The organism is Mesorhizobium sp. NFR06 (assembly GCF_900115245.1).
In the GTDB taxonomy this organism is placed as follows: Bacteria; Pseudomonadota; Alphaproteobacteria; order Rhizobiales; family Rhizobiaceae; genus Mesorhizobium.
Genome location: NZ_FOVT01000005.1, coordinates 95,138 through 110,020, shown reverse-complemented (window position 1 = coordinate 110,020; position 14,883 = coordinate 95,138). Strand labels below are relative to the sequence as shown.

The window sequence follows — 14,883 nt, the reverse complement described above, 5'->3', positions numbered from 1 at the left end:
TTCCGGCACCTACAAGTTGCGCCACCAATGGTTGCAATCGCACAAAAGTGACAGCAATTTAATGCGACATCCGGGCCGAGGCATGATAACCGCCCTGGCGTGCCGGCTCGCCCCCAAGCCAGGCTTGAGATTCGCGCAGACAAGTCAGGGCATCTCCCTTGAACCGCATCATTCCGCTCATCCTGGCGGTCGCACTTTTCATGGAGAACATGGATTCGACCGTGATCGCGACGTCGCTGCCGGCGATCGCCGTCGACATCCACACCAGCCCGATCGCGTTGAAGCTGGCGCTGACGGCCTATCTGGTGTCTCTGGCGATCTTCATTCCGATCAGCGGCTGGATGGCTGACAGGTTCGGCGCCAAGAACGTCTTTCGCGCCGCGATCGGCGTCTTCATCGCCGGCTCGGTCGCCTGCGCCTTCGCCAATTCGCTGCCGGCTTTCGTGGTGTCGCGTTTTCTGCAGGGCATGGGCGGCGCGATGATGACGCCGGTCGGGCGCCTGGTGCTGGTGCGCGCCACGCCGAAGAACGAGCTGGTCGCGGCAATGTCTTGGCTGACCGTGCCGGCACTGGTTGGCCCCTTGGTCGGTCCGCCGATCGGCGGCTTCATCACCACCTATTTTACCTGGCACTGGATTTTTCTGATCAACGTACCGATCGGTCTGATCGGCATGTGGCTCGCCACCCGTTATCTGCCGGAGACGGAGCCCGCCGAGACGCCGCCGCTCGATTTCCCGGGCTTCGTGCTCTCCGGGCTTGCCGCTTCGGGCGTCGTTTTCGGCCTTTCCGTCGTCAGCCTGCCGGCGCTGCCGCCAATGGCGGGCTTCATCACCGTCGCCGTCGGCGTGGTCTCGGGCGCGCTCTATCTCATACATGCCCGGCGTGCCGAAAACCCGCTGCTGGCGCTGGATCTGTTCCGCAACCAGGTCTTCCGGGCCTCGGTGCTCGGCGGCTCGCTGTTTCGCATCGGCATCGGCGCGGTGCCGTTCCTGCTGCCGCTGATGTTCCAGATCGGTTTCGGGCTGACGCCCTTCCAGTCTGGAATGATCACCTTCGTGTCGGCGATCGGCGCCATCGGCGTGAAGTTCGTGACCGCGCTGCTCTTCCGCCTCGCCGGCTTCCGCCGGGTGCTGATCTGGGGCTCGCTCGTCGCGGCCGCCTCGATCGCCATCTACGGCCTGTTCACGCCGCAGACGCCCTATGCGCTGATGCTGGCGATACTATTGATCGGCGGCTTCATCCGCTCGATGTTCTTCACCGGCGTCAACGCGCTCTCCTATGCCGAGATCACGCCCGCCGACACCAGCAAGGCGACTCCGATCACGGCGGTCTTCCAGCAATTGTCGATCGCGCTCGGCGTGGCGCTGGCCGGCGGCATCCTCGAAGTGTCGACCTCGATCCATGGCGGGCCGCTGGCCTTGCGCGACTTCCACATCGCCTTCTTCATCGTCGCGGCAGTGTCCGCAGCGGCGTCGATCACATTCATGCGCCTGGCGCCGGACGCCGGCAATGCGGTGTCGGGGCATGGGAGGCTGACCACGCCGAAGACGCTGGAGACGGTGGGGACCGCGGGGAAATGAGCGCTTCTTCTTTCGGCGGCCGCCGGCCCTTCGCAGGCTCAGGGCGTTCGAAGCTCGAAAAGCCAAGCAATTGGCTTTTCGTCCGCTAACGCGGACCGCTTCTCACCCCTTGAATTCCTTCGCCAACAGGTAAAGCTCCACCGATTCATCGCGCGAGGCCGGCGGCTTGACGTGATGGACCGAGCGGAAATTCTGCTTCAGCCGTGACAGGAGCTCGTTTTCGGCTCCGCCCTGAAACGTCTTGGCGAGAAAATGCCCGCCGGGCTTCAGGACCTGCAGCGCGAAATCGGCCGCGACTTCGCACAAATGCATGGTGCGCAGATGATCCGTGCGGCGATGGCCGGTGGTAGGTGCGGCCATATCGGACAGCACCACGTCCGGCTGGCCGCCAAGCGCCTCGGCAAGTTTCCGTGGCGCGTCGGGATCGAGGAAATCCATCAGCAGCACCGGCGCCCCCGGCACCGCGTCCATTTCGAGATAGTCGATGCCGACGACGTGCGGATTCTCGGCAGTCGACTTCGTCCGCGCGGCCGCCACCTGGCACCAGCCGCCGGGAGCGGCGCCGAGGTCGATGACCTTCATGCCGGGTTTCAGGAGGTGATGCTTGTCGTCGATCTCGATCAGCTTGTAGGCGGCGCGGGAGCGATAGCCATCGGCCTTGGAGCGCTGCACATAAGGATCGTTCATGTGACGCTCGAGCCAGCGGCGCGAAGACTCTTTCAAGCCGCTCTTTTTCTTGATCCTGGTCTTGAGCACGCGCATGCCGGCGGAGCCTGGCCTTTCCGGCTTCTTCGTCATGGCCGTCCTCTTTTGCGCATGATCTCTGCCAAAGTCATGCGCGGCGTCCGCCGTCATTGCGCCAGACGCCGTCATCGGCCATCAGTTCGCTGAGGATGCCCTCGCGCAGGCCGCGGTCGGCGACGCGCAGCCGCTCGGACGGCCATACGCCGCGGATCGCCTCCAGGATGGCACAGCCGGCGAGCACGAGGTCGGCGCGGTCGGCGCCGATGCAGGGGTTGGCACAGCGCTGCTGGAAATCCCAGCCGATGAGTTTCTCGACCATGCGGTCGACGCTGTCGCGATCCATCCACAGGCCGTCGACCCGCCTGCGGTCGTAACGCTCGAGATCGAGATGCACGCCGGCCAAGGTCGTCACCGTGCCGGAGGTGCCAAGAAGATGAAAGTTCGGGCTGGCCAGCACATGCGCCAGCCGGTCGCGCCCGTCGAAGACCTTCAGCCGCGCCGCCACGTCCTCGACCATGGCGGCAAAGGTCTCGCGCGTCACCGTGCGGCCGCCGAAGCGCTCGGCCAGCGACACCACGCCGACGGGCAGCGACGTCCACGACACAATGTGGTTGGCAAGCCGCGGCGAGCGCCGGCCGGTCAGGTCGATCAGCGCAATTTCGGACGAGCCGCCGCCGATGTCGAACAGCACCACGCCTTGCGTGTCGCGCTCGACCAGCGAACCGCAGCCGGAAACGGCAAGGCGGGCCTCGGTCTGGCGATCGATGATCTCGAGCTTCAGCCCGGCCTCGCGCTCGACCCGAGCGAGGAATTCGATGCCGTTGGCGGCCGAACGGCAGGCCTCGGTGGCGATCAGCCTGGCCTTCCTGATCTTGCGGTTGCGCAGCTTCTCGCCGCAGACCTTCAGCGCCTCGACCGCGCGGTCCATCGCCGCCTGGCCGAGTCGGCCGCTGGCCGTCAGCCCCTCGCCCAGCCTGACGATACGCGAGAAGGCGTCAATGACGCGGAACTGGCCGTGACGGCCCGGCACGGCGACGAGCAGCCGGCAATTGTTGGTGCCGAGGTCGAGCGCGGCGAAAACCGGCAATTCCTGCTGCGGCGGACGCGGCGCCGCCTGGAATGGCGGCTTCGGCTGAGGAGCAGCTGTTGCCGCCGGCGGCAGGGCAGGCTGCGCGGCGCCCGGCAGCGATTGCGGTGGCGCCGTGCCATTTTCGTCGCGCGCGAACACCTTGCGACCGCGCCTGCGCTTGCGCCGCTTGCGCGTCTTGCCCTTCTGCTGTTCGCCGTGATGCTCGGCATGTCTTTGATGCGCGCCCGCGTGGCGGCTGAATCGCGCCGCGGCCGGCCCCGCCGAGTCCGTCGGCGACGCCCCCGACATGCCCACTGCCGACGCGCCCGCGCCGGTGTCGTGGTCTTCCACTTCAGGTCCTTCCGGCGCCGCGCGAACCGGAAACGGACGCAGCAGGCACCTCGATTTGTTTCAAGTTGGCAACAGAGTAGCAGTGCGTTCGGCAATCACCAAGAGCGCATGGCCCGAATTTTGCCGACATCACATTTTGCCGACGCCGCATTTCGCCGGCGTCACCTAGGGGCAATGTCTTGCCGGTTGAATAGCCGGCTTCAATCGGGCATGTCAGAAATGACGGTATGCGGGCGAAACGGGGCTATCCAGACGAATGAGCTGCAACGCATGATGACGACGCCATGAATTGGAGCCGCTATTTCTGGCCGGTCATAGGCATCGCGGCCGTGGCGTTCTCGCTGTGGCTGCTCGTTCACGAATTGCGCGGCATTTCGCTCGACGACGTCCGGGCCGGCATCGCCGCCATCGCGCCGCGCGGCTGGGTGCTCGCCGCGCTGAGCGCAGTCGTCGCCTATGCCTCGCTCGCCGGCTACGACCACATCGCGCTGCTGCATATCGGCAAGAAGGTATCGTGGCTGTTCGTCACGCTGTGCTCCTTCACCACCTACGCGTTGTCGCACAACATCGGCGGCTCGGTGTTTTCCGGCGCGGTGATCCGTTACCGCGCCTATGCCACGAAGGGGCTGACCGGCCAGGAGGTCGGCGTGCTGGTGGCGATCTGCTGGTTCACCTTCATCCTGTCCAGCGTTTTCCTCGGCGGCCTCGTGCTCACGCTGGAACCTCAGATCATCGATCGTTTCACGGGCGCGCCGCATCATGGCGCCGCCTTTGCCGCGGGGCTCGCCATGCTTATCCTTGTCGGCGCCTATGCCTTCGGCAGCTGGCTGCGGCTCAGACCGCTGAAGATCGGCAGCTTCCAGCTGCATTATCCGGCGCTGCCGATCGTGGCGCGGCAGTTGCTGATCGGCCCGGTCGAGCTGCTGGCGGCCGCCGCGATCATCTATTTCGCGTTGCCGGAAGCCGGCAATCCCGGCTATTTCGTCGTGCTCGGCGTGTTCATGGTGTCGTTCTCGATCGGCCTTTTGTCGCATGCGCCGGGCGCGCTCGGCGTGTTCGAGGTCGTCTTCCTTACCGGTCTTTCCGACATGAACCCGGTGGGCGTGCTTGCGGCCCTCTTGGTGTTCCGCCTGTTCTATCTCATCATCCCGCTCCTGATCGGCCTGTGCCTCGTCCTCTTTTTCGAACATTCGCAATACAGCCGCGGCGAAGGCTGAAGGCTTGCGAGCGGCCTGCGGAGCGCCAGGCAAAAAGCCTGCGTTGATCCCAGCTGCGGGCTTGACTATTTTCGGATGGCGGCTACAAGGCAGCGCTCGCGGCACACAGCCGCCCGCTTCGCGCGATGCCAATCGCGCCTGCTGGGGAATAGGTTAACGGTAGACCCACGGACTCTGACTCCGTTAGTCCTGGTTCGAATCCAGGTTCCCCAGCCAAACAAAATCAACCACTTAGCTGTACCTCGATCTGCCAGAATGGCGACCATGTTGCGTTTGTGTCGCGTCAAGCGCCCAGCAATGCCTTTTCGGCCGCTGCCAAGGCCTCCTGATCGTTGGTGCTAGGGAACAGATGACCGTAAGTGTCGGCGGTCATGACGATGCTCGAATGGCCCATCCGCTCCTGCACGATCTTCATTGGCAATTCCATGCCACCCTTATCCTTAGGGTTGAGCAGCCAAATGGCATAGAAATGCCGAAGGGCGTGAAGGCCCGTGTATTTCGCCACCAGCACCGGCTTGCCTTCCTTGTCGAGCTTCGGCTTGCCACTCCGATCTATCGCCGGCACCGTGAGGCCGGCCGCGACCTGTGGAGGCTGCAGTCCGCGCGTCACGATGTTGGCATGAAATTCGATATTCCCCTCGCCGTTGGGGAACGCGATGCGGGCGATATGGCGGAGGTGCCGGCCTATGGCGAATAACCCGTTCCACAAGATCGCACTTGCAGGCGAAGCCGAGGCAGAGAAATGCATGCTGGAGGTAGAGGTGCTGGCGCAGATCATTGCCGAGAAGATGAATCACCTTCACGGCGGCCCATACCGGATCAAGGTCAATCATGAAGTAGGCTTCATTCTCGTGAGGGTAGCCAATGCAGCCGTGTGCCGTAGGGCTGGCTGATCCGAGTGTGCAAATTGCCCAGACGGCCCGCTGCCTCACGGTGGCGGGCTTTTTTTACCGGCAATATGCTCCGTCGTTGCGGACAACATGTAGTTGACGTGGCGTTAACGCAGGCGCAATCATTTCGGATGTGCAGGGTTTGAGGGCGTTTCAATGAAACTCGTTGTCTTTGGCGTAGCAATGGTATTGGCCGCCACCGGAGCAGCTGTTGCGAAAGAGAAGAAAAAGGTGGCGACCGCTCAGGCTGCAACCTCGTGTTCTACAGCTCATATGAAGGCTGGCAGCAGCAAGCCGGCACGGAAACTGGATTGCAAATCTACAGGCACGGTGGTTGTTGCGCGTCCGTCAAATCAGGCCGCAAATTTCTTGGACCATCACCTAGGGTACGACACCGATCCGTGGATCCCAATTGGCTATTGATGGCAGCTTTCGGCTACCGGGCCTTTTTCATGTCGCAGTCATGTCGCGTGGAGTTGCCGATAGTCTGTTGTAGCCGTTGGAAATCAAGGGAAACGGCTAGTAGAAAGGCGCGTCACAGGCGACCGCCCTACCCTATCTCAACCGTTTGATTTTGCACGATAAACATCAGATATTTGGCTGCAGAATCCACGGACTCTGACTCCGTTAGTCCTGGTTCGAACCAGGTTCCCCAGCCAGAAAATTCTCAAGGAAATTCAACGGGCTCTCGAGTGACAAAGCCTGCCAATTCCTTCAATTCCATATCGCATTGCATTGCAAACCGCCGGTTCGCACCTTAACGGTCTGGTAGACCTTGTCGAGCGGTGGCCCAGGGTCGGTGCTGCGGAACGCGACATCTCCTTGAAGCAGCACGTGCTTAGGCAGCCTCGACGATATGGGCTTTGCGGGCATTAACGACTACCTTGCCAAATATCGAATATTAGACGATGCTTATGCCGCCTTGTGGAGGGGTTGGGGGTGGGTAGACACGCAATTGCGACTGTTGCCGGCCTTGCAATACTTGGTGACTGCCAGTCTGCACCGGCCCCCGCAACAGCAATTTGCCTCTGGTCAACGTGTGAGCGGGGATGGGCGGCACTGACATTCAATCCGCAAGTGTTCTGAATGATCTGCCAGCGCGAAGGCATTACCATTTGATGGCGGGGCGGCTCTACGGGCTGGACGCTCTTCGCGGTGTCGCGGCTTTAGCCGTGGCTACCTTCCATTTGGCAGAGACCTACCACCTCCCGGCCGTTCCCATCGGTTATTCGGTGGCCGTCGACCTGTTCTTCATCCTGTCCGGTTTCGTCATGACCAGGACCTACGAGGATCGCTTGCGAGACGGGCTGACAACGCTTGGCTTTATCGGTCTACGATATCGCCGCCTGTTCCTTCCGCTTGCCATCGGCTCGACGATCGGACTGGCTGTGACGGCCGCCATGCTTGGCCCGTCAATCCCGATGACGGCGGCCTACCTGCTGATCCTGTTGTTTCTGCCGGCCGGCGGTCCGCATGCATTCGCCTTGAACGTCCCGGCTTGGTCGGTGTTTGTGGAGATCGTCGCCAACGCGCTTCATGGCGCGATCTTTGCGAGACTGTCCAATGCGCGGCTTCTCGTGCTGACAGGGCTGTGCGGCGTCCTAGCCGCCGGCGCCGCTGAAGGCCATATGTATTGGGGGGCCGATATCGTGTCGATCCTGTGGCTGATTCCGCGCGAGTTGACCTGCTACCTCGTCGGCATCTGGATGTTCCGCCGTTATGGCGATGCCCCGCTCGGACACCATCCTATTGCAGCGGTGGTTGCCTTAGTGATCCTGCTCGGCATCGCATTGACCAATGCCGTATTCGAAATCGCGGCGTTGGCCGCTTGTCCCTTCATCGTTCGGGCGTCACTCAGCTTGCCGCGCACGCAATGGGCTGCCTGGGCCGGCGCACTGTCCTACCCGCTCTATGCCACGCACTTTCCGGTCATACTGGTCTCGTTTTGGACCGGCCTTCATCCTGCTGCCGGTGCCGCCCTGGTGGCCACGGTCGCGATCGCGGTGACGCTGGCCTTCGAAATCCGGCGCAGGCCCCTAGCGATCAGCCAAGAGCTTCCCGGCCAGGCAGCATGATGCAGATTTCGGTCATCTTGAATTCAATGCACTGGCAAGCCGGACTTGCGGAGGGCCGCGCGCTGCGCAATGCTGGGGATTGGGGGGAATTCAAATATCAATAATCACGATTAAGATAGCTGTTGATTTGGTTTTCATAGTCTTTTGCGGACTGTGCGCGCTCCTATTGAATTGGTTGTCAACTCGCCCGTTGATCCTGCACAACAAGACCTCGGCCCATGACGCCATTGTCGTTCGATCGCCGGCGACTATGGAAGAGAAAGATATCCATCGACAACGATCTGCCGCCCGAGCCAAGGTTAAGACAGAGGCGCTCAGCGCTAAGCTGTTAGATGCAGCGTTTGCAATTACTTATTACAACGACTTTAGCCGACGGTTCGGTCCACCCGCTGAGCGGCCGCCTCCTATTGACTTAGGTGTCTTGGGGGATCGCTTTTCGAAGGGCGAAATCAACGACGCAATTCGCCTGGTGAGCGAACTTTTAAAGGACGCCTACCAAGCCGGCGATGATCTGCGCGAAAGGCGACTTACACATACGGAGGCCGTCGACAGGCTCCGCCAGGGTCATCCTGGCTTTTCAGACAAATGCTACGAGGAAACGATCTCCAAAGGACTATTTGAGTCACTGTGGTAATGTGGCATCGGCCTTGGAATGGCGCTGGTCGGCGAGTTCTTTCTGCATGGCGACGTCTCTTTCATCCGCTCAGTCTACCGGGCGACCACGAGCGATAAACGCCTAAAGACCTGTGGACGATTGCAAGGTTCCCGCCGCGGCCTATGGTGAAGGGTGAGGCCTCTCGGAGTGGGTAAACATGGGCTGGTCGCTGAATCTAGGGACGATCGCAGGCACGACCGTGCGCGTTCATTTTACCTTTCTGCTCCTTCTTGTCTGGATTTGGCTAACGCATTATCAGATCGGCGGCGCGCCGGCGGCCTGGGAAGGCGTCGCCTTCATCGTTGCCGTCTTTGCCTGCGTGGTCCTGCATGAATTCGGCCACATCGCCGCGGCACGCTACTTCGGCATCGCAACACCGGACATTACACTTTTGCCGATCGGCGGCGTAGCCAGGCTCGAACGCATGCCGGAAGAGTCGCGGCAAGAGTTTGTGATTGCTGTCGCCGGCCCGCTGGTCAACGTTGCGATCGCAGCGCTGATCTTCGTCCTGCTTGGCGGCTCGGCAGGCTTCTCACAAATGGCCGGAATCGAGGATCCGCACACGAGCTTTTTCGCACGGCTCGCGGGGGTCAACATATTCCTCGTCCTATTCAATATGATTCCGGCGTTCCCAATGGACGGCGGCCGTATCCTCCGCGCAGCCCTTGCCGCACGCCTTTCCTGGTCCCGCGCAACCCAAGTCGCTGCCACGATCGGGCAAGGTTTGGCATTCGTGCTTGGTTTCGTGGGACTGTTCTACAGTCCGCTACTGATCTTCACCGGCATCTTCGTTTATCTCGCAGCGGCAGCGGAAGCGCAGAACGCACTAATGCGCGAAATGGCCACAAGCGTCCTCGTCGGCGATGTAATGATTACCGAGTTCATCCGGCTGGAACGGTCGGCGACGCTCGATGAGGCAGTCGAAATGCTGCTCGCCACCACCCAGCACGAATTCCCCGTTATCGATTCCGCTGGCCATTTCGACGGGTTGGTAACACGCGACGACATGATCCGCGCATTGAAGGAAAAAGGACCTGCAGCATCGGTTGCGAATGCAATAAGGACAGACATCCCGAAAATACATTACCGCAAACGCCTGGAGGAAGGCCTGCGGCTCATGCGCAATGCTAACGTGCCGGCCGTCGCCGTTATGGATAACGCCGATCGTCTGGTGGGCCTCATAACTTACGAAAATATTGGCGAGATGCTGATGGTCCGCTCAGCCGTTCCAGGTGCCTTCCGCTTTGGCCATCTGCGCCGGGGCAAGCCGCACTCCGCGCAGATATGAGCAAGTAGCCTCTCGGCAAATGCAAGGCTTCCGACAATCTGGCCGATAAGGCCGGCTAGGACCCATCTCTGACAATGCCGTGCGACGGAAATGTCGTTTGAAGTCACGGCTGAACTGGGCGGGACAGCGGGATCATTGGCAATACGGCATTTGCCGACAGGGTTATCCGCGACGTCTGGTTCCGGGCGGCGGCACGGCCAAGTGCCGGTGGCGTTCGAAGATTGCCGCCTTGTTCCCATAGGTCATGCGGACTTCGGCTTGGCAAGCTTCGCACCTGAAGGTTCTGACGCTCTTGATCCAGGAGCCCTTCCTGACGATCGTTTCAGAACAGTACTGGCATTGAAACGCGAGGTTCTTGTCGTGCAGGTCAGTCGATAAAGGCATCGTGGTCCCCCTGATCAAGAAGGCGATGTGACACCCCCTTTCGCACACAGCTTATACGAAACGCTCCATCGTACTGTGACCAAGATCACCCGCGCAGGTGTAGCCCGTCACTCTTGGAACATCCCGCCAGTTGCGCGCCATATTAGCGATCAACGATATATTAACGGCTATGGCGCAGCCTTGCAGGGGCCGGGGCGAGAGCCGCCCCCTGATCGACGATCCGGCCCTGACGTGCCGAGACGCCCGACCGGTGCGGAGATGAACGCATGAGTGTCGAAACAGCGCTGGCGCAGTTGTTGCGCATGCTTCAAAGTCGAGCCTTGAATCTGGCAAGCTTGCCGGACGATGAAAGAGACCTGCACTACGAGCGCATCCGGCGTTCATGCTGCGGAGCTGCCGAGTATATCGGCCAGAGCCCCGACGATGCAGCCATCACGGCAAACAGCATGGTCGAATTTACTCGGGCAATGGTCGGGATCATCGAGGCAAGACACGGGTAAGACTGCGCACGATCGCCGCGCGCAATCGGCTCCCCGGCATGATCGCCTGGCCGGCGCAGATGACGTCCGCCAGCCGGCTCGTCGCGTTCATCGCGGGCATTACAGCAATTTTTCCCAAGACCCGGAACCCGCAACGCTGCAACGATTGCGGCGGCAATGTTCCAGCGCCTTGTCGCTGCAGGCCGATCCCTTGGAGAAAAACATGACGAGCACAATGTCCCCGTTCCTTGCTGCCCTCGGATCTGAAGGTCCCTCCGCGGATCGGGCGAAAGACATGGACCTCTATGCATGGCTGATCGGAAGCTGGGATATGGACACGGTCCACCACCGCGAAGACGGCACGATCCAGAGATGGGATGGAGAATGCCACTTTGGCTGGGTGCTCGAAGGCCGCGCCATACAAGATCTCTGGATCAGGCCCAAGCGCCCGGCGCCCTCCACAATGTACGGCACGACTTTGCGCGTTTTCGATCCCGCGATCGGTGGCTGGCACATCATCTGGAGCGATCCGCTCAACCAGGATTACGCGCGCCAGATCGGGCGGGCCGAGGGTGAGGACATCGTCCAGGTCGGCGATGACTCACGCGGAATGCAAACCCGGTGGCGGTTCACCGAGATCACTGCCGACAGCTTTCACTGGATCGGCGAGGAAAGAGCCGCCGACAGCGAGCCATGGCGAATGACGTATGAGCATTTCGCCCGCCGGATGAAATCCAAATGACAAGGACGCGGCCATGGCCGCGCCCTTCCCCGATTTACAGCGGCGACGATTGCTGCCAGCTGCGAACAGGTAAAGCCTATTCCGCCGCTTCATACCCCGCGATGCCCTTGATCTCGAGGAAATCCTCCAGCCCGTATTCGGCGTATTCGCGGCCGTTGCCGGATTGCTTGTAGCCGCCGAAGGGGAGACCCGCGTCCCAGGTCGGGTAGTTGATGTAGACATTGCCGGAGCGCATGCGGGCGGCGGCCTGGCGCGCCTTCTCGATGTCCCTGGCCTGGATGTAGGAGGCAAGGCCGAAGACGGTGTCGTTGGCCTGCTCGATCGCCTGCTCGACGGTGTCGTAAGGCATGATCGACAGCACCGGCCCAAAAATCTCCTCCCTGGCGATACGCATGTCGTGCGTGACGTTGGCGAAGACGGTCGGGCGGACATAGTAGCCACGGTTGAGCTCGGCCGGGCGACCGGGGCCGCCCGCGACCAGGGTGGCGCCTTCGTCGATGCCGCTCTGGATCAAGCCTTGGATCTTGTCGAACTGCAGTTGGCTGACCACCGGACCGAGCTTGGAACCCGGCGCATCGGCCGGGCCGACGGTGAATTTTTCCGCCGCCGTCCGGGCGTAGCCGGCAGCCTCGTCGTGACGGTCGCGCGGCACGAACATGCGGGTCGGCGCGTTGCAGGACTGACCGCTGTTGCTGAAGCAGCCGGCGACGCCCTTGGCGACCGCCTTTGCTAGGTCGACATCCGGGAACAGGATGTTGGCCGACTTGCCGCCAAGCTCCTGATGCACGCGCTTGACCGTATCGGCCGCCGCCTTGGCGACCAGGATGCCGGCGCGGGTCGAGCCCGTAAACGACATCATGTCGACATCGGGATGGCTGGCCAGTGCCTGGCCGACGCCTGGGCCGTCGCCGTTGACGAGATTGAAGACGCCCTTCGGCACACCGGCCTCGTCGATGATCTCGGCAAAGATGATGGCGTCGAGCGGCGCGATCTCGGACGGCTTCAGCACCATCGTGCAGCCGGCGGCGAGCGCCGGGCCGACCTTGCAGGTGATCTGGTTGAGCGGCCAGTTCCACGGCGTGATCAGGCCGACGACGCCGATCGGCTCCTTGACGATCAGCGAGGAACCTTTGAGGTGGCGAAACTGGAAGGTCTTCAACACTTCCGCCATCTTCTGCAGATGCGCCTGGCCGACGCCGACCTGACTGTCCAGCGCCATCTGACGCGGCGCGCCCATCTCGCGCGAGACGGCGAGCGCCAGGTCCTTGCTGCGCTTCTGGTAGATCTCGATGACGCGGTTGAGGATGTCGAGCCGCTCCTCGACCGACGTGAAGCCGAAGGTGGCGAAGGCGCGCCTGGCGGCGGCCACGGCCTTGTCGACATCGGCCTTGCTGCCCAGCGAAATCTGCGCGAACGCGTCCTCGTTGGACGGGTCGATGACATCAAGGGTATTCGGCACAACCGGATCGACCCAGGCGCCGTCGATATAGAACTGCAGATCGTGTGACATGGTTTCGCTCCCTGCGGGCCGCTGTGCTCGATTGTGGTGAGGTGATCGTCGTATGGTCAGAGGTAACGATGCAGGGGATGTCGTGTCAAACGCAAGCGTGGCTGGTTGAGCCCGCGCGTCGGATTTCAATTCCCAACACATATCGCCCCATGGAATGCAACGGTTTTGGGAAAACGACATGCGTCGAACATAGACTTAAAAGCGCGTCGCAACCCCGGCACGCCCCATCCCATCAAGCTAATCCGTTCGGAAAAATCGATCATTATAACTCGAATAATTCGTTGGAAAGATTAGTTCTGGAATGGCATTTCGGCGGCGAGAGTGCCTGGAGAATTCAATTGTCCTTCCTGCCCGCCACTGCGAACGATCTTCCAAACAGCCTGAATTCGGCCAATTCCGAGACCCCTGCGCTTCCCTCGATCTGGGCCGGCATCGTGCCGGGCATCGTCCTGGTTGCGATGATCACGACAGTCGCCTATTCGGCGCGCAACCTCTCCGGCCTGACCTTGTTCAGCCCGATGATCCTGGCGGTCGTCGCCGGCATGGTCTATTCCAACGTGCTTGGCCTTCCCGCCCATGCCAAGGCCGGCATCGCCTTTTCGCAAAGGCGCCTGCTGCGCTTCGCCATCGTGCTGCTCGGGTTCCAGCTCACGCTCGGCCAGGTGGCGGGCATCGGCCTCGGCGGCGTCGGCATCGTCGCCGCAACGCTCGGCGCCACCTTCCTGTTCACGGTCACGCTCGGCCGGCTGATCGGCGTCGACGCCAAGCTGGCGCAGCTGATCGCCGCCGGCACATCGATTTGTGGCGCCTCGGCGATCGTCGCCACCAACATCGTCACCGACGCGCGCGACGAGGACGTAACTTACGCGGTCGCCGCGATTACGCTGTTCGGAACCGTCGCCATGCTCGGCTTTCCGCTGCTTGCGCCGTTTCTAGGGCTCGACCAGCATATGTTCGGTCTCTGGGCAGGGGCCTCGATCCATGAGGTGGCGCAGGTGATCGGCGCCGGCTTCCAGAACGGCACGCTCGCCGGCGAGACGGCAACCGTCGCCAAGCTGACGCGTGTCGCGATGCTGGCGCCCATGGTCATCGCGCTCGGCCTGATGGCGCGCCGCGGCAGCCCGGATGCTTCAGCCGCGAAGCCGCCGATGCCATGGTTCGTCGCGGCTTTCGTCGCGATCGTGGCGTTGAACAGCCTGGTCGCGATCCCCACTCAGGTCCATGCCGCGATCGCCCTGGCCGCACAGGTCATGCTGACCATGGGGCTTGCCGCGATGGGCCTGCAGGCGGACATTTCCCAGCTGCGCTCGCGCGGCCTGCGGCCGTTGATGCTGGCCTTCTCGGCCTTCCTGTTCATCGGCTGCTTCAGCCTGATACTGGTGAAGTTCGCCTAGTCCTCGAACGAACTCGCCGCGACATAGATAGCGGCGAGCTTCTCGATACCGGCCTGGTCTTCCTTGTCGAAGCGGCCGGGCAGCGGACTGTCGAGGTCGAGCACGCCGAACACGCCGTCGGCGTCGCGCAACAGCACGACCAGCTCCGAGCGCGAGTCGGCATCGCAGGCGATGTGGCCGGGAAATTCGTGGACGTCCTTGATCAGCATCGACATGTCGAGCTCGATGGCGGCGCCGCAGACCCCCTTGCCGACGGCAATGCGAACACAGGCCGGCTTACCCTGGAAAGGTCCCAGCACCAGTTCCTCGTCGGACTGAAGGAAATAGAAGCCCGCCCAGTTGAGGTCGGGCACCATCTGGTAGATCAGCGCCGCGGTGTTGGCGGCGTTGGCGATCGAGTCGCCCTCGCCTTCCAGCAACGCTTTCAGCTGCGTCGCCAACTCATTGTAGAAGGCCGGCTTGTTGCTTGTGTCGATGGCGGTTGCCGCAAACATCGTGTCGACTC

The 14,883-nt window shown here is 62.0% G+C and carries 15 protein-coding genes and 1 tRNA gene; 11 read left to right on the top strand and 5 right to left on the bottom strand.

Going from position 1 to position 14,883, the window contains the following annotated elements:
* Positions 1-158 precede the first annotated feature (158 nt).
* On the top strand, positions 159-1,580 hold the full coding sequence (locus F3H96_RS11320) for an MFS transporter (RefSeq protein WP_149801827.1): 1,422 nt from the start codon (positions 159-161) through the stop codon (positions 1,578-1,580).
* Between the two features lie 102 nt (positions 1,581-1,682).
* Here F3H96_RS11320 and F3H96_RS11315 read toward each other — a convergent pair whose 3' ends face one another.
* A complete protein-coding gene (locus F3H96_RS11315) occupies positions 1,683-2,378 on the bottom strand; it encodes an RlmE family RNA methyltransferase (protein ID WP_149801826.1) in 696 nt (231 codons plus the stop codon).
* 34 nt (positions 2,379-2,412) lie between these two features.
* Positions 2,413-3,744, bottom strand: coding sequence for a Ppx/GppA phosphatase family protein (locus F3H96_RS11310; protein WP_149801825.1), 1,332 nt, complete (start codon positions 3,742-3,744; stop codon positions 2,413-2,415).
* 284 nt (positions 3,745-4,028) lie between these two features.
* Here F3H96_RS11310 and F3H96_RS11305 point away from each other — a divergent pair, with 284 nt between their 5' ends.
* Both F3H96_RS11305 and F3H96_RS11300 read left to right on the top strand, forming a co-directional pair.
* Positions 4,029-4,961, top strand: a complete 933-nt coding sequence (locus F3H96_RS11305) for a YbhN family protein (protein ID WP_149801824.1) — start codon at positions 4,029-4,031, stop codon at positions 4,959-4,961.
* A 142-nt stretch (positions 4,962-5,103) separates the two neighbouring features.
* Positions 5,104-5,177, top strand: a tRNA-Gln gene (locus tag F3H96_RS11300).
* Between the two features lie 67 nt (positions 5,178-5,244).
* On the opposite strand, the gene F3H96_RS11295 is transcribed toward F3H96_RS11300, so the two are convergent.
* Positions 5,245-5,709, bottom strand: a complete 465-nt coding sequence (locus F3H96_RS11295) for a hypothetical protein (RefSeq protein WP_188131355.1) — start codon at positions 5,707-5,709, stop codon at positions 5,245-5,247.
* On the opposite strand from F3H96_RS11295, the gene F3H96_RS30455 reads away from it, so the two are divergent.
* From F3H96_RS30455 to F3H96_RS11260, 7 genes are all read left to right on the top strand, one after another.
* Positions 5,708-5,854, top strand: coding sequence for a hypothetical protein (locus F3H96_RS30455; RefSeq protein ID WP_188131354.1), 147 nt, complete (start codon positions 5,708-5,710; stop codon positions 5,852-5,854). The two genes, F3H96_RS11295 and F3H96_RS30455, sit on opposite strands and share 2 nt — an antisense overlap.
* 153 nt (positions 5,855-6,007) lie before the next feature.
* The gene (locus F3H96_RS11290; RefSeq protein ID WP_149801822.1) at positions 6,008-6,274 is read left to right on the top strand and encodes a hypothetical protein; all 267 of its coding nucleotides are present in this window, start codon (positions 6,008-6,010) and stop codon (positions 6,272-6,274) included.
* A gap of 626 nt (positions 6,275-6,900) precedes the next feature.
* Entirely contained in the window at positions 6,901-7,926 is a 1,026-nt protein-coding gene (locus tag F3H96_RS11285) for an acyltransferase (RefSeq protein ID WP_149801821.1), read from the top strand.
* 190 nt (positions 7,927-8,116) lie between these two features.
* Positions 8,117-8,560, top strand: a complete 444-nt coding sequence (locus F3H96_RS11280) for a hypothetical protein (protein WP_149801820.1) — start codon at positions 8,117-8,119, stop codon at positions 8,558-8,560.
* A 178-nt stretch (positions 8,561-8,738) separates the two neighbouring features.
* The gene (locus F3H96_RS11275) at positions 8,739-9,869 is read left to right on the top strand and encodes a site-2 protease family protein (protein ID WP_149801819.1); all 1,131 of its coding nucleotides are present in this window, start codon (positions 8,739-8,741) and stop codon (positions 9,867-9,869) included.
* Positions 9,870-10,519: 650 nt separating this feature from the next.
* Complete coding sequence (locus F3H96_RS11265; RefSeq protein WP_149801817.1) at positions 10,520-10,753, top strand: hypothetical protein; 234 nt, start codon at positions 10,520-10,522, stop codon at positions 10,751-10,753.
* 274 nt (positions 10,754-11,027) lie between these two features.
* Positions 11,028-11,474 carry a hypothetical protein gene (locus F3H96_RS11260; RefSeq protein ID WP_244619964.1) on the top strand — a complete coding sequence of 149 codons (447 nt, stop codon included), beginning with the start codon at positions 11,028-11,030 and terminating at the stop codon, positions 11,472-11,474.
* 76 nt (positions 11,475-11,550) lie between these two features.
* Here the strand turns inward: F3H96_RS11260 and F3H96_RS11255 are convergent, their stop codons facing one another.
* On the bottom strand, positions 11,551-12,984 hold the full coding sequence (locus tag F3H96_RS11255; protein WP_149801816.1) for an aldehyde dehydrogenase family protein: 1,434 nt from the start codon (positions 12,982-12,984) through the stop codon (positions 11,551-11,553).
* A 419-nt stretch (positions 12,985-13,403) separates the two neighbouring features.
* Here F3H96_RS11255 and F3H96_RS11250 point away from each other — a divergent pair, with 419 nt between their 5' ends.
* Positions 13,404-14,378 carry a YeiH family protein gene (locus tag F3H96_RS11250; protein WP_149802037.1) on the top strand — a complete coding sequence of 325 codons (975 nt, stop codon included), beginning with the start codon at positions 13,404-13,406 and terminating at the stop codon, positions 14,376-14,378.
* On the opposite strand, the gene F3H96_RS11245 is transcribed toward F3H96_RS11250, so the two are convergent.
* A complete protein-coding gene (locus F3H96_RS11245; RefSeq protein ID WP_149801815.1) occupies positions 14,375-14,872 on the bottom strand; it encodes a GAF domain-containing protein in 498 nt (165 codons plus the stop codon). The genes F3H96_RS11250 and F3H96_RS11245 overlap by 4 nt on opposite strands.
* Between the last annotated feature and the right edge of the window lie 11 nt (positions 14,873-14,883).

Excerpts from the sequence above, each read along its gene's own strand:
- F3H96_RS11315 (WP_149801826.1), bottom strand. The coding sequence starts at position 2,378 with ATGACGAAGAAGCCGGAAAGGCCAGGCTCCGCCGGCATGCGCGTGCTC.
- F3H96_RS11305 (WP_149801824.1), top strand. The coding sequence starts at position 4,029 with ATGAATTGGAGCCGCTATTTCTGGCCGGTCATAGGCATCGCGGCCGTG.
- F3H96_RS30455 (WP_188131354.1), top strand. The coding sequence starts at position 5,708 with ATGCTGGAGGTAGAGGTGCTGGCGCAGATCATTGCCGAGAAGATGAAT.
- F3H96_RS11295 (WP_188131355.1), bottom strand. The coding sequence starts at position 5,709 with ATGCATTTCTCTGCCTCGGCTTCGCCTGCAAGTGCGATCTTGTGGAAC.
- F3H96_RS11290 (WP_149801822.1), top strand. The coding sequence starts at position 6,008 with ATGAAACTCGTTGTCTTTGGCGTAGCAATGGTATTGGCCGCCACCGGA.
- F3H96_RS11285 (WP_149801821.1), top strand. The coding sequence starts at position 6,901 with ATGGGCGGCACTGACATTCAATCCGCAAGTGTTCTGAATGATCTGCCA.
- F3H96_RS11275 (WP_149801819.1), top strand. The coding sequence starts at position 8,739 with ATGGGCTGGTCGCTGAATCTAGGGACGATCGCAGGCACGACCGTGCGC.
- F3H96_RS11265 (WP_149801817.1), top strand. The coding sequence starts at position 10,520 with ATGAGTGTCGAAACAGCGCTGGCGCAGTTGTTGCGCATGCTTCAAAGT.
- F3H96_RS11260 (WP_244619964.1), top strand. The coding sequence starts at position 11,028 with ATGGACCTCTATGCATGGCTGATCGGAAGCTGGGATATGGACACGGTC.
- F3H96_RS11255 (WP_149801816.1), bottom strand. The coding sequence starts at position 12,984 with ATGTCACACGATCTGCAGTTCTATATCGACGGCGCCTGGGTCGATCCG.
- F3H96_RS11245 (WP_149801815.1), bottom strand. The coding sequence starts at position 14,872 with ATGTTTGCGGCAACCGCCATCGACACAAGCAACAAGCCGGCCTTCTAC.